Annotated in this window: 11 protein-coding genes; 4 read left to right on the top strand and 7 right to left on the bottom strand. The window is 62.4% G+C overall.

The window, feature by feature from the left end:
- Positions 1-16: 16 nt before the first annotated feature.
- Positions 17-1,405, bottom strand: coding sequence for an MFS transporter (locus QCE88_RS18225; protein ID WP_309904646.1), 1,389 nt, complete (start codon positions 1,403-1,405; stop codon positions 17-19).
- Positions 1,406-1,439: 34 nt separating this feature from the next.
- Complete coding sequence (locus tag QCE88_RS18220; protein WP_309904644.1) at positions 1,440-2,171, bottom strand: enoyl-CoA hydratase/isomerase family protein; 732 nt, start codon at positions 2,169-2,171, stop codon at positions 1,440-1,442.
- Positions 2,172-2,228: 57 nt separating this feature from the next.
- On the opposite strand from QCE88_RS18220, the gene QCE88_RS18215 reads away from it, so the two are divergent.
- Positions 2,229-3,002, top strand: coding sequence for a GntR family transcriptional regulator (locus tag QCE88_RS18215; RefSeq protein WP_309904642.1), 774 nt, complete (start codon positions 2,229-2,231; stop codon positions 3,000-3,002).
- Between the two features lie 64 nt (positions 3,003-3,066).
- Here QCE88_RS18215 and QCE88_RS18210 read toward each other — a convergent pair whose 3' ends face one another.
- The 4 genes from QCE88_RS18210 to QCE88_RS18195 are packed head-to-tail and all read right to left on the bottom strand — an operon-like array spanning position 3,067 to position 8,127.
- Positions 3,067-4,380 (bottom strand): MFS transporter, encoded by a 1,314-nt coding sequence (locus QCE88_RS18210; RefSeq protein ID WP_309904639.1) that lies wholly within the window; start codon positions 4,378-4,380, stop codon positions 3,067-3,069.
- Positions 4,377-4,895, bottom strand: a complete 519-nt coding sequence (locus QCE88_RS18205; RefSeq protein WP_309904638.1) for a GAF domain-containing protein — start codon at positions 4,893-4,895, stop codon at positions 4,377-4,379. The genes QCE88_RS18210 and QCE88_RS18205 overlap by 4 nt, the downstream gene beginning before the upstream one ends.
- Before the next feature lie 27 nt (positions 4,896-4,922).
- The gene (locus tag QCE88_RS18200; protein WP_309904635.1) at positions 4,923-6,320 is read right to left on the bottom strand and encodes an MFS transporter; all 1,398 of its coding nucleotides are present in this window, start codon (positions 6,318-6,320) and stop codon (positions 4,923-4,925) included.
- A gap of 22 nt (positions 6,321-6,342) precedes the next feature.
- Positions 6,343-8,127, bottom strand: coding sequence for a gamma-glutamyltransferase family protein (locus tag QCE88_RS18195; RefSeq protein ID WP_309904633.1), 1,785 nt, complete (start codon positions 8,125-8,127; stop codon positions 6,343-6,345).
- 163 nt (positions 8,128-8,290) lie between these two features.
- Between QCE88_RS18195 and QCE88_RS18190 the strand changes: the two genes are divergently transcribed.
- The 3 genes from QCE88_RS18190 (at position 8,291) to QCE88_RS18180 (ending at position 12,458) form a co-directional block, all read left to right on the top strand.
- Entirely contained in the window at positions 8,291-8,938 is a 648-nt protein-coding gene (locus QCE88_RS18190; RefSeq protein WP_309904631.1) for an FCD domain-containing protein, read from the top strand.
- Positions 8,939-9,130: 192 nt separating this feature from the next.
- Entirely contained in the window at positions 9,131-9,538 is a 408-nt protein-coding gene (locus tag QCE88_RS18185; RefSeq protein ID WP_309904629.1) for an EF-hand domain-containing protein, read from the top strand.
- Positions 9,539-10,220: 682 nt separating this feature from the next.
- Entirely contained in the window at positions 10,221-12,458 is a 2,238-nt protein-coding gene (locus QCE88_RS18180; RefSeq protein WP_309904628.1) for a TonB-dependent siderophore receptor, read from the top strand.
- Positions 12,459-12,804: 346 nt separating this feature from the next.
- Here the strand turns inward: QCE88_RS18180 and uraD are convergent, their stop codons facing one another.
- The gene (gene uraD, locus QCE88_RS18175) at positions 12,805-13,320 is read right to left on the bottom strand and encodes a 2-oxo-4-hydroxy-4-carboxy-5-ureidoimidazoline decarboxylase (protein ID WP_309904625.1); all 516 of its coding nucleotides are present in this window, start codon (positions 13,318-13,320) and stop codon (positions 12,805-12,807) included.
- Positions 13,321-13,346: the final 26 nt, after the last annotated feature.

Here is a 13,346-nt window from a genome sequence, read left to right as displayed (position 1 = left end):
ATTTCCTTGTATTCGGTCATTTCAAAGGCGATGCATGCGCGTGGCGAGCATCGTGGGTATCGGGGGCATCGGGTTGCAAATCTTCGAGGCGTTCGCCGGTCGGCTCCACGCCGAGCCACGCCACGACGACAATCTGGATGGCAAGCAGGCCGATCATCATCGCCAGGACGCCGACGATGCCGTGCTGCGCGAAGAGCGCCACCACGATGAACGGCGTGACGATGGTCGCGCCGCGTCCGAGCGTGTTGCAGATGCCAGAGGCGCGCAGCCGCACGGGCGTCGGAAAGAGTTCTGGCACATAGACGGCGAACAGCAGCGCGACGAGCACGTAGATCGGAATGGTGAGCAGCAAACCGATGATGGGCAGCAGCATCGGGCTGGAGACGAACGGATAGATCGCACCGAACACGATGGCCGCAAACGACGCGCCGATGATGGTCGGCTTGCGTCCCCACGCATCCGCCGTCAACGCGCCAATCCCGCTGCCGATCGGCGCACCGAGCGACATCACGAGCGCAAAGCCGAACGACTTCGCGATACTCATGCCCTGATGCACGAAGAACGTCGGCAGCCAGGTGACGAAGCCATACAGCAGCGTATTGATGACGACGAGCGTCACGCAGCCGACGATCATGCGCGGCAGCATCGTGCCCGTGAAAAGCGAGCCGAACGACATCGGCGCCGCGTTCGACGTTTTCGCAATGACCGGCTGCGGCAAGGGTTCGCCGCCGCGCGCCTGCGTCACTTCGGCTTCGATGCGCGTCATGATCGCTTCGGCTTCGTCATGGCGTCCCACCGATTCGAGCCAGCGCGGCGACTCGGGCAATGATTTGCGCGCGTACCAGACGCCGAGCGCGCCAAGACCGCCGAGGACGAACATCGCGCGCCAACCCAGCGACGGAATCAGCAACAAGCCAATCAAGCCGGCCACCGGCAGACCCGACACGACGAACACGGCCATCAATCCTTGCAGCTTGCCGCGCCTGGCCGGCGGCACGAACTCGGTCAGCGTCGAATAACCGACGACGTTCTCCGCGCCCAGACCGAGGCCCATCACGAAGCGGCACGCGATCAGCACGCCCATGTTCGGCGCGAGCGCCGCGCCGAGCGATGCGATTCCGAAGATCGCGAGATTCGCCTGGTACGTGAAGCGCCGCCCGAAACGATCGCCGAGAAAGCCGGTGCCGAGCGAGCCGAGCATCATGCCAAGAAAGGTCAGCGACACGAACAGCGCGTTCTGCGCGAGCGTCGAGAATCCGGATTGCAGGGTCGCGCCGAGCACGGTCGATGCGACATAGATATCGAAGCCGTCGAAGAACATGCCAATGCCGATCAGCCACATGATGCGGCGATGAAACGGCGACATCGGCAAACGATCCAGTCTCGGGCCTGCGTTGACGTACATGGTTGTCTCCTCCTTGTCGTCTCGTCGTTCCGGCTCAGCGGCCTTGCATCAGCCGCAGGGAGCTGACGGTCAGCATGTCGGTCGCGGCGCGGAAGTTTTCTTCGACGCTGCTTGCCTGCGCCGCCTGGAAAAATGCCTTGCAGTGGCGTGCGCCCGTGTCGTCCAGCGCGAGGATGCGCCGGGTCAATGCATCGGCTTGTGCCTGCAGCGCGTCGCGTTCGCAGATGCGCGTGATGAGGCCTGCCTGCAAGGCTTCGGCCGGCGTGATCGCATCGCCGAACAGCACCATGGGAAACAGCACTTTGGGTAATGCGTAGTCGCCCGCATAAGCCATGATCGCCGCGGGCGGCAGGCCCTTGCGCATTTCCGGAAAGGCCAGCGCTGCGTCCGATGCAACCAGCGTGAAGTCGCACAGCATCGCGAGACCCAGGCCGAAGCCCATCGCATCGCCCTGCACCTGCGCGATTGAAATGAGCGACGTGTTGCGCACGAGCCGCTTCATCTCGATGAGCCGCGCGACCTCGCGACGAATCGACACCACGTCCGTGCCGGCGCGCTCGCGCCCGACGCAGAAGGCATCGCCGATGGCCCTGATGTGCAGCACGCGCGCAGTCGGCTCCAGTGCTTCCGCACGCAACGCGGCGGACATCGCATCGAACATCGCGGCTGAAATCTCGTTGCCGCAATCCGGACGGTTCAGCGTGAAACTCAATACGCCGTCTGATCTGTCGATCAAGACGGGTTGCGGCAACGAATCGCGATCCATGGTGTCCCCTTGTGTATAATCTGTATACAGCGTATTCACAAAGTGATGGAGGTGTCAATGGCCGCCGCAAAAACTGCTCGCAAGCAAGGGGCAACGCAAGGGGCAACCCGTGCCGCGAAGCGAACGCCGACTCTGGAGGACATTGCCGAGCGTTATCACGCACGACTGCGCGCAGTGGAAGCCTCGGGCGATTCGTTGAGTGAAGGCGTCGTCGTTCCCGCATTGCGCGAAGCGATCGTCGAAGGGGTGTTGACGCCGGGAAGCCGGCTCTCCGAGGTGCAGGTCGCGAAACAGCTGGATGTCAGCCGCACGCCCATGCGTGAGGCGTTTGCGCAACTGGAGCGCGAAGGTCTGGTGAACATCGTGCCGCGTGTCGGCGCCTACGTCCGTGCCGTGACCGTGCGTGATGTCGAGGAAATCTACACGGTGCGCGCGGCGCTCGAATGTCTGGCCGTACAGCTTGCGTCGGAGCGCATCACGCCACTCGGTACGGCGCAACTCGACGATGTCATCTCAGCCATGCAAGCGAGCGTCGATGCCGACGACCCTTCGGCTTACGTCGATGCGCTCGACCGCTATTACGCGATCGTCATGACCATCGCCGACAACCGCACCCTGCAGGACAATCACGCCGGACTGATCGGACCGGTGCGGCGCTTGCGTCGCATCGCCATGGCGCGGGGTGGACGCATGCGGGCATCGTTCGAGATGGCGACGAAGATCCGCGACGCCATCGTCGCGCGCTCGCCCGATGTGCAGGACCTGATGCGCGAACAGTTGCGCGGAGCATGCGACGCCGCACTCGATGTGTTGCGGGACGCGGTGGCTTGAGCATCTCTGCCAGGAGAATGGCGTCCGCACTGTTCATCAGCCAGGGGCGCGGAAACACAGCGTCTCAGCGCTTTGCCGGCTGAACCAGATCGATTGACCGTCCCTCGGTCAACGGTTTGTCCTGATCGCGCGGCGCCATGTCGGCGGGATCGCGCGCGCTCGTATCGTAGAGCCGGTCGGGAATGAACAGCGTGCACACGCCGCTCAGGAAGAAGACGGCGCCCACCAGCAGAAAGCCCATGCCGAACGAGAATTGGGTCGCGACATAACCGATCAGGACCGGCGCCGCGCCCGAGCAGAAGCGCCCGACGTTATACGAGCCGCCTACCGCCGTCCCGCGAATGCGCGTGGCGAAGCTCTCGGACATGAACGCGCCCATCGTGCCGAGCGGCACGCCGTACAGGAAGCCGAAGAACAGCATGAGCACCATGATGTTCTCGCGCGTGTGGAAAAAGATGATCACGGGCAGAAACAGCGCTGCACCGATGCAGCCGATCACATACATGCCGCGCCGGCTCCAGACATCGCCGAGCCAGCCCGCGAAGATCTTGCCGATGAATGCCACCACATAGGTGCCGATCATGTAGCCGGCCATCGAGCCGAAGCGCACATGCAGTTCCTTCTCCAGATACGTGGGCAGCCAGTTGTTGAGGCCGTAGAAGCCCGACAGCGCAAACACGGATGCGAGCGCCCAGAGGACAAACATCTTGCGTGCTTCGCGATCCGAGAAGATCACGGCGTAGCGGTTATCGCGCCACGTCCGGCGTTCACGCGCCGTGCCTTGCATGGACACGCTCGCGCGCCAGCCGGGCGGTTCGGGAACGAACCAGTGAATCGCCAGGGCCAACAAGACGGGGATCGTCGCGACATAGAACAGCATGCGCCACCCGTAGTGCGGCAAGATCCAGTTGCTCAGCGCGATGACGACGATATACCCCGCCGACACCCCCGTCTGCAGCATGCCGAGTATCAACGAGCGGCGCTCGGTCGGCACATACTCCGCAACGAGCGTGCTCACCAGCACCATGCAGCCGATGCCCAGCGAACTGACAAAGCGCACCGCGGCGAACTGCCAGAAGCCGTGTGTGAACCCGAGCAGGCCCGCGCCGAGCGAGAACAGCGCGAGCGCCCACACCACCACGCGCACGCGGCCAAGCGTGTCGCTGGCCCACCCGCCGAGTATGCCGCCCACGGCCATGCCGACCAGCGTCAGACTGCCGAGCGCGCCCGCCTCGACGTTGCTCAGTCCGAATTCACTCTTGATGCGCGTGAGCGTGAGGCCATACATCATCACGTCCGCGCCGTCCACCAGCAGCGCAAGATAGCCGAGCGCGAAAACCACCAGCCAGCGGCGCCGGTCCAGCGTTGCGCTGTTCATGCGCGCGCGTCCTCTTGCGTACACGGCGCGGCATGCGCGATCAGCGCAGGCGCGAGGAACGCGCCGAGCAGCAGGCCCACGTCTTCGTGATCGCTCGTGTACCAGTGTTCGACATGCGTGAGGTTCATCGTGCCCACGCATACGCCGTCATAAGCGATCGGAATGTTGAGGATCGATCCGAGGCCCATGTCGGCCATCACCGAATGATCGTCGAAGGCGTTGCGGATATCCTGCGCGGTTTCGCCGCGGAACGGTTTCAATTCATGCAGCACCCGCGTCGCCCACGCGGTGCCCTGCTTCTTTTTGCGGCCACCGGCCGGATAGACGTCGGGCATGTTGGTATGCAGGCGTTGCACTTCGTGGCGGCTTGCGTCGTAAGCCATGATCGTAAGCAGGCGAAAGCCGATGGTTTCAGCGGCGACCGCCTCCACCGCTTCGAACAGCGTGTACGGTTGAGCGGGCTTGCGCATCGCGAGCGCAAGGCGTTGCAGATCATGTGACTGAACAGAGCGCATGAGGGTAGAGTCTTTTAAAGGAACTTGCTAGCTGCGCGCGAGACGTTCGCGTGCCTCGTTGTCGACGTCGCCGTTGATCTCGATGTCTTCGAGCGACCGGTTGCGCGTTTCGATGCCCAGAAAGAACACAACACATGCGCCCGCGAGCAGCACCGCCGTGGTCATCGCGAATACGCCGAAGAAGCCGAACGCGGGATACACGACGCCCACCAGAATCGGCGCGCTGACCGACCCGATGCGCCCGAACGACGACGACGAACCCGTGCCGGTGGTCCGGACCGAAGTCGGGAAGATCTCCGGCGTATAGGCGTACACGCCCGCGAACGCGCCGTTCATGAAGAACGACAGCGCGATGCCCGCCGCGATGATCTGCGGCCCGGTATGCGACAGCGACAGCATGATCGCCGCGATGCCGCCAAGCGTCATGTACGACGCGACCACGCCCTTGCGGCCGATCTTTTCATTGAGCCACGCCGCCGAGAAATACCCCGGTATCTGGGCGCCGTAGATGGCGATGGAGAAGCCAAAGCTCTTCGTCATCGTGAGTCCTTCCTTGACCAGCAGGCTGGGAATCCACGAGAAGAACGAGTAATACGCGAAGGCCACCGCGAACCACATGAGCCAGCTCACGGCGGTGGTGCCCGCAAGACGCTTCGACCACAACGACTTCACGTTGCGCCAGGCGCTGCCGCTGCTCGTCGCGGCGGAGGGAATCGCGCCAACCGACGAGAGCGGCGCGAGCGGGATCCCACGCTGCGCATACCAGGTTTCGATTTCATCCACCACACTGCCGGCCTCGGCTGTGCGGCCCTGGCTTTCCATCCAGCGCGGCGATTCGGGCAGCGTGCGTCGCCACCACAGCAGCATCACCACGGGCAGCGAGGTGATGACGGCAAGATAGCGCCAGCCGTCCGGAAAGTTGCGCACGACGGTATAGCCGAGAATCGACGAAGTGAGATAACCGAACGACATGAAACCGACCAGCGCGCCGCAGAACATGCCGCGATAGCGGCGCGGCACGAACTCCGCAAGGAACGGTGCGATCACCACCGTCTCGGCGCCCGAACCGAAGCCCGCGACAATGCGCAGCGCGAAGAACGTATGCCAGTCCTGGGCGGTTGCGCTCGCGAGCGAGGCCACGCAATAGATGGCGAGCGCGCTCATCATGATGCGGCGGCGGCCGATCACATCCGCGAGCACGCCCGACAGGAACGCGCCGAAGAAGTAGCCGATGTAGGTGCTGCTCGCGACCAGCCCGGTCTGCGCGCTGGTCAGATTCCACAGCTTGCTGACGACGGGAAGCAGAAACGCGAGCGACGACGAATCGAGTCCGTCGAATAGATAACCCATGCCGCCGATGATCAGGAGCTTGCGGTGAAAGCCGGATAAAGGCAGCCGTTCGAGGCGGGCGGCGACAGCGGACATGATGTGGGTTTCCCGTTAAAGGTCAGCGCCCGATGGCGTAAGCCTGCATCTGACGCGGTGTAGCCGCGCCGCGCATGAGCCCGTTGCGGATGCCCACCGCGCACACGCGCCCGAGCGACCACGGCTCGGCCACCGTGAGATCGTGGCCGCGCGCCCGGAGCGCGTCGAGCGTCGCTTGCGGGAAACTGGCCTCGGCAGACATCTTCCCCAACTGGATCTCGCGCGGATAAAACGAACCGGGGAAATGCGCGGTCTGGAACGACGGCGCATCGACGGCGGCCTGAAGGTTCATCGCGAAGTGCGCGTGTCGCAGGAACAGTTGCAGCGACCATTGATCCTGCTGATCGCCACCCGGCGTGCCGAGCGCGGCGTACGGCTTGCCCTCGCGCGTGACGAGCGTGGGCGAGAGCGTCGTGCGCGGGCGGCGTCCCGGCCCGAGCGATGAAGGCAGACCCTCTTCCATCCAGAACATCTGACCGCGCGTGGTGACGTTGAAGCCCAGCCCCGGCACCGCCGGCGAGGCTTGGAGCCAGCCGCCCGACGGCGTGGCCGACACCATGTTGCCCCAGCGGTCCACGACATCCAGATGCACCGTGTCGCCGCGCAATTCGGGCAACGGCGCGAAGGTCGGTTCGCCCTGACCGAAGCCGCCCGGCTGCTGACGGCCCGCGCTGGCGAGAATTTTCGCGGCACGCAGCTCGCTGTCGAGCAGATTGCCGGGACGGAACTCGAACGAGGCGTGCTGCGGATCGACCTGACGGCGCCGCGCGTCGTTGTAGGCGTCGCTCAGCAGCGTATCCATGGGAATGTCCGCGAAGTTCGGGTCGCCATAGAACACGTCGCGATCGGCGAAGGCGAGCTTCGCGCATTCGATCACCGTATGCACGAAGTCCGGGCCGAGCGGGTCCATGTTCGCGAGATCGAAACCCTTCAGCAGCGCGAGCTGTTGCAGGAACATCGGGCCCTGCCCCCACGGCCCGGTCTTGTGCACCGTGAAGCCGGCATAGTCGTATGAGACCGCGTCTTCGTAGGTCGCTTCCCAGCGCGCGAGATCGGATGCATCGAGCAGGCCCCGATTGCGCTGACCCGAGGTATCGAGCACATCGGTCGAACGGAAATACTGGTCGATCGTGTCCGCGACGAAGCCACGATAGAACGCCATCCGCGCCCGCTCACACTGTTCGGCACGATCACGCCGGGTGCCGGCTTCACGAAGAATGCGCTTGTACGTGCTGGCAATGGCCGGGTTCGCGAACAAATGATTCGGCCTCGGCGCTTCACCGTCGCGCAGCCATTGCTCGGCGGAGGTATGCCATTCGCTCTTGAAGAAGTCCTGAATCGCAAGGATCGAAGACGCCATGCGCGGCAGCACCGGATAGCCGTTTTCCGCATAGCCGATCGCATAGCTCAGTACGTCTTCGAGCGGCAACTGGCCGTAGTCACGCAGCATCGTCATCCAGCCGCCGAACGCACCCGGTACGACCGCCGGCAACAGGCCGGTGCCGGGCATCACGGTGAGACCCAGTTCCCTCATGCGCTCGATGGTCATGGCGGCGGGCGTCACGCCCTGACCGCACAACACGCGCACGCGGTCCTCCTTCGCGCTGTAGAAGATGGCCGGCAACTCGCCGCCGGGTCCGTTCAGGTGAGGCTCGACGATCTGGAGCACGAAACCGGCGGCGGCGGCGGCGTCGAAGGCATTCCCGCCTTTTTCCAGCACCGCCATCGCGGAGGCGCTCGCAAGCCAGTGGGTCGATGCCGCCATGCCGAAGGTGCCGATGAGTTCAGGTCGCGTCGTGAAGGCCATTGGAAGATTCCGTTATCCAGAACCAATATGGATTGGTTCAGTCTCTTGATTAATACTTCAACTATTTTTAGCGTACTTCACCCAATAAAAACCCGCAATTCCCCGATTCGTCGAGCACCGTGCTAGGATTGAACCAATATTCATTGGTTCATATTTGTCCACCATGCAAAAGCCCGCACTCGACCTCCTGCTCGACTACGTCGCGCAAAGTGGCCTGAAAGATGGCGACGTATTGCCGCCGGAGCGCAAGCTCGCTGAAGCGCTTGCGGTCAGCCGGCGCGACCTGCGAGCTGCGTTGGCATCGCTGGAAGCGGCTGGGCGCGTGTGGCGCGGGGTCGGTCGAGGCACCTATCTCGGCGCGCGCCCCCTCAGGTTCACGGCGTCGCTACGTAGCCTGCGCGCGGGCGCGAGTCCGGCGGATATCGCTGAAATGAGGCTTGTGCTCGAGCCCGCTTTTGTCGAGCTGGCTGCGCGCAAGGCAAGTCCCGAGGATCTCGCGGAGTTGGAGAAATGCGCGCGCCGCAATGCGATGGCGAACGATGACGACGAGTGGCAGCAATGGGATCATCGATTCCATTTGCTGATCGCGCAGGCCACGCGCAACCCCTCGATCATCGCGCTGATGGATGTGGTGAACAGCATGCGCATGAAGCCGAACCTGCGTGAAAAGACCGCGGATCAGGAGACGCGCCGGCACTTCGCCTTGCAGCATCAGGCCATCGTCAGCGCGATGATGGAACGCGACGGCGCAACTGCAGGATCACGCATGCGAGAACACTTGCTGAACGTGCAGTGGAGAATGCCGGTTTGATCATGTCTACGTCGCGTCACAGCTTCACGGTTTCCTTAGCCTTCGTTTGCAAGAATGCTCGCCGCACGCTTGCAGAACAGCCCCAAGTTTGATCCTTCGACTTTGCTATATTCAAGACTCTGAAAAAAGTTATAGCGGCCACAAAGATTCATACGCAGTTCGTTACTTACGTGTGAGGAAACCATGTCTCGAATGAGCTTTGCACTGGCAGTGGCTATCATGACTGCATCGACCGTTTGCACCTCGCCTGTCATCGCGCAGACCCATTCCAAGTCGTGTCCCGAGCTTGCCGCGCTCGATCCGGACAATGACGGCACCATCGATTTGAAAGAGGCGCAGGCTGCCGCATCGTCACTTTTCGACCAGCTTGATCCTGACAAGGACGGCACACTGGATCGGAACGAACTGAAGGGCCGCTTGTCTGCAAATGAGTTGAAAAAGGCTGATCCGGATCGAGATGGCACACTCGACAAGACGGAGTTTTTGAAAGTCGTTGAGCGGCGTTTCAACGCTGCCAACCCCGACAAGGATGGAACGATAGACTGCCGGGAACTCAAGACGACAGCTGGCCAATCACTGATGCGCCTTCTAGTGAAATGACGGCGTGCGTGCCTCTTGTTCGTCGATCACCAGGGCAGATACAAGAGGACTTTCGCACGGCATCGTGTGGATGCGGTGAATGAACGCCGGTTCTCTCCGGCTATCCAGCCACCGGGGACGCTGACCCACTCGCCAGACGCCAGCTTGGCTTCACCGTCGAAAGGTGGGTCTTTCCAATCCCGAGGGCGGCCGCTTTTCTCCAAGACCATCGGCCTTGTTTTCTCCGCACTGAGTCGGGTCAGATAAACGCGGCTGGCGCATGTCACGAGGCATTCGTGAACTACCTTGCGCGCGATGAGCGAAGTATCAACGAGTTTGCCCGGGCCGGCACAAGCGACGGCTTCTTCAATTCCCGCGCTTTCACTCGAAAGCGCGGCGTGCAACGGACGGTGAATTCCGCAGCAGCAGACATTCCGCCTTGCATTGACCGGTCTTCCACCGACCCTCTTCATTCGCGTCCAGCGCAAAGCCTTCAACACCAGTCGCAAACGATTGCGTCGCTGATAAGTAGTTTTTGCCGAAGAGCTTTGCGTCGCCTTGCAACAACAAAGCAAGGCGGAATGAAAAAGAATGTGTTCCTCAAACCCCGCCGCCTATCTAGAATCTCGACCTGCGAACGGTTCTCATTTGCGTTTTTATCGAGCGCCATCAAGTCACTATCTGGAAAAGAGAAAAAAGCACCATGTCGCATCACGTACGGCAAGCATCCGCGGGTAAGCGCACCAGTCTGTCGCAGGCCATCCAGCACGTTTTCGTCGGCGTGGTGGGTCTCGCCGCGTCCCAGGTCAACGCGTACGCGCAAAGCGTGACGACGCCGGACGCCGGTTCAGGCGTGCGCTCGGACACCTCCGGCGACGCGTCGAACAATGCCTCTCAGCCGTCGACCGCCTTGCCGGCGATCGTGGTCAAGGGGACGACACAAACTGGCGATCTTCCAGCGCCGTACGCGGGAGGCCAGGTCGCGCGCGGCGGCAGCATCGGCGTGCTGGGCACGTCGAACGTGATGGATCAGCCTTTCAACACGACCAATTACACCGAACAGTTCATTCAGGACACTCAGGCGCGCACGATTGCCGATGTCGTGGTGAACAACGCCTCCGTTCGCGCAGAGCAAAGCGCCGGCGGCTTCGGCGACGTGTTCAATATTCGCGGCTTTGACGTGCAGGCAACCGATGTCGCACTCAACGGCCTGTACGGCATGGTGTCGGCAGCGCGGGTGCCGGTCAATCTGCTCGAGCGCATCGAAGTGCTGCAAGGTCCGGGAACGCTGATGTATGGGCTCGGACCGGGTGGCAGTGTCGGCGGCGCAATCAACATCATCAGCAAACGTGCGGAAGATACCCCGCTCACGCGTCTGACCGCGCTGTATCAGTCGAAAGGACAGTTCGGCGCGATGGCGGACATCGGCCGGCGCTTTGGTGACGAAGGCCAGTTCGGCATTCGTTTCAACGGCCAGATCAAGGACGGGCAAACGGGTATTGCGTATGGCAACCAGCTTCAAGGGGACAGCGCGCTCGGCCTGGATTACCGCAGCAAGCAGTTCCGCTGGTCGTTCGATGCCTACAACGTTTCCGAGAACACCGACGAGCCACGCGGCCAGATTGGCTTTGGCACGGCGACCGCCGTTCCGGATGCGCCGTCAGGCTACAACAACTTCTATCCGGGCACCCGGCTCAAGCTGCGCGACACGGCCGTCATGACGCGCGCCGAATATGACATCAACAAGTTCGTGACCGTGTATGGCGCGGCGGGCGAACACTATGGCACGTCGGCGCAGAACTTCCCGTTTGCGAGCGGCATGACGGCAGCCGGCGCGTTCGATGTCACGAATGGCTACTACGATCAATACACCCGCACCAAATCGGTCGACGCTGGCTTCCGCTTCCACTTCGACACCTTTGGTGTGAAGCACACGCTCGTCACCGGTGTGACGAGCCTGAATCAGGAGATCGGCTACTTCTATGCGCTGAGTTCGCCGCTGGTGTCTTCGAGCCTTTACGCGCCCGCCGCGCTGGCGCCTGTCGACGTACCGCGCGGCGACATGCAGCGCAGCAGCCAGACGCGACTGAATAGCCAGCAAGTCATCGATACGATGTCGTTCTTCGATGACCGGCTGCTGATCACGGGGGGCTTCCGCCGTCAGACCATCGGGCAGGATAACTACGATCCGACGACCGGCGCACAGCAGAGCTCGATCGATCAACAGGCGATCACTCCGTTGGCAGGCATCGTGGTGAAGCCGCTGTCGAACATCTCGATCTACGGCAATTACACGTCCGGCCTCACGAACGGCGGCACTGCGCCGTTCGGGACCGTCAATGCCGGGCAGGCCTTTCCTCCGTACAAGTCCAGTCAGTACGAAGCAGGCGTGAAGGCCGACTGGGGTCGCGTGATGACGTCGGCTGCGGTGTTCCAGATCTCGCAGCCGAACGGGGTGACGGATCCCGTCACGAACTACTATGGCTATAACGGCAAAACGCGTGTCCGCGGTCTCGAGCTTTCGGCATACGGCGAAGTGTTTCGTGGGCTGCGCATGATGGCGAGTGCGACGTTCTACGATCCGAAGGTTTCGGGCACCGCAGGCGGCACGCAGGACGGCAACGATCCCGGCGGGGTACCGAAGTTCGCCTTCAACCTGGGCGCGGACTACGATTTGCCGTGGGTTCCGGGACTGAGCGTCAATGGCCGCATCATCCACACCGGCGCACAGTACTACGATTCGAGCGACGCCCTGCGTTTGCCTTCCTGGACGCGCTATGACATCGGTTTGCGCTATGGCATGCGTGTCATCGGCAAGGACGTGGTCTTGCGCGCCAACGTCGAGAACCTGTTCGGCAGCCGCTACTGGATCCAGCAGGGAACCTACGTGACCAACGCCGCGCCTCGAACGCTGCTTCTCTCGGCCGAATTCAACTTCTGATTGGTCCTGTGAAACGCGAGCCAGGCTGCATTGACGGAGCTTGACTCGCGCTCGACCGGATTGCCCGGATTCGCCGGACGCAGCCTGCACGGTTCGTCCGCGCCGCGCTTCCTTGACACGCTGCTTCGCCGGCAATCGTCTCCTTCGTGCAAGCTTCCGTTGAAATCCGGCATCGTCCGCCAACGGGACGAGAAGCGTCTTCGTTTGCGAGTCGGCTGAACCATTCAAACATCGACGCGACGAATGCGAGCGCCAGGAGCCCTGGGGTCTTGCCATTGGATCTCGCCAAGTCTCGCGAATCTTGGCACGCTGCCTGCAATGTTGCGCTTCGGCGCGCTTCGATTCTTCAACTCAGCCGCGCGTTCAATCGCGCATGCGTGATCGCTGCGATCTGAGCCAACGCTTCATCCAGTTCGTCACGGGTGCTACGCGCAATGCGTCGCTCGAAAGCACTGAAAATGCCTTCACGCGTGTAATGCCGCACGCACACGATGAACGGAAAACCGTGTCGCGCCAGATAGACGGCATTGAGCCGGTCGAGCAACGCGTCCTCCTCGCTCGTCAGCTCGCCTAGGCCGGCGCTTTTCTGCTCGGCATCCGAATCCGCGGTCATGGTGCCGGCGCGAACATTGGCGCCCGACAACAGCGGGTGCCGGTTCAGAAAGGCGCGCTGCGCATCCACGTCGAGATGACGGACCACGTTCATCATCGCTTCATGCAAGGCCGAGACCGATGCAAACGGGCGCTGCTCATACGCACCGACGGCGGCCTGCGGAAAATGTTCGAACACGCTTCCGAAGGCCTGCACGAATGCGTCGCGATCGAGTGCGTCGACGGCGCGTAGGTTGATCGACGATGACATGGGCTTGCGTCTCCTGTGCTTGACTG

This window comes from Caballeronia sp. LZ035 (assembly GCF_031451175.1).
Taxonomy (GTDB): domain Bacteria; phylum Pseudomonadota; class Gammaproteobacteria; order Burkholderiales; family Burkholderiaceae; genus Caballeronia.
The sequence above is the reverse complement of the archived record's forward strand: the minus strand, read 5'-3'. Positions and strand labels throughout refer to the sequence as shown.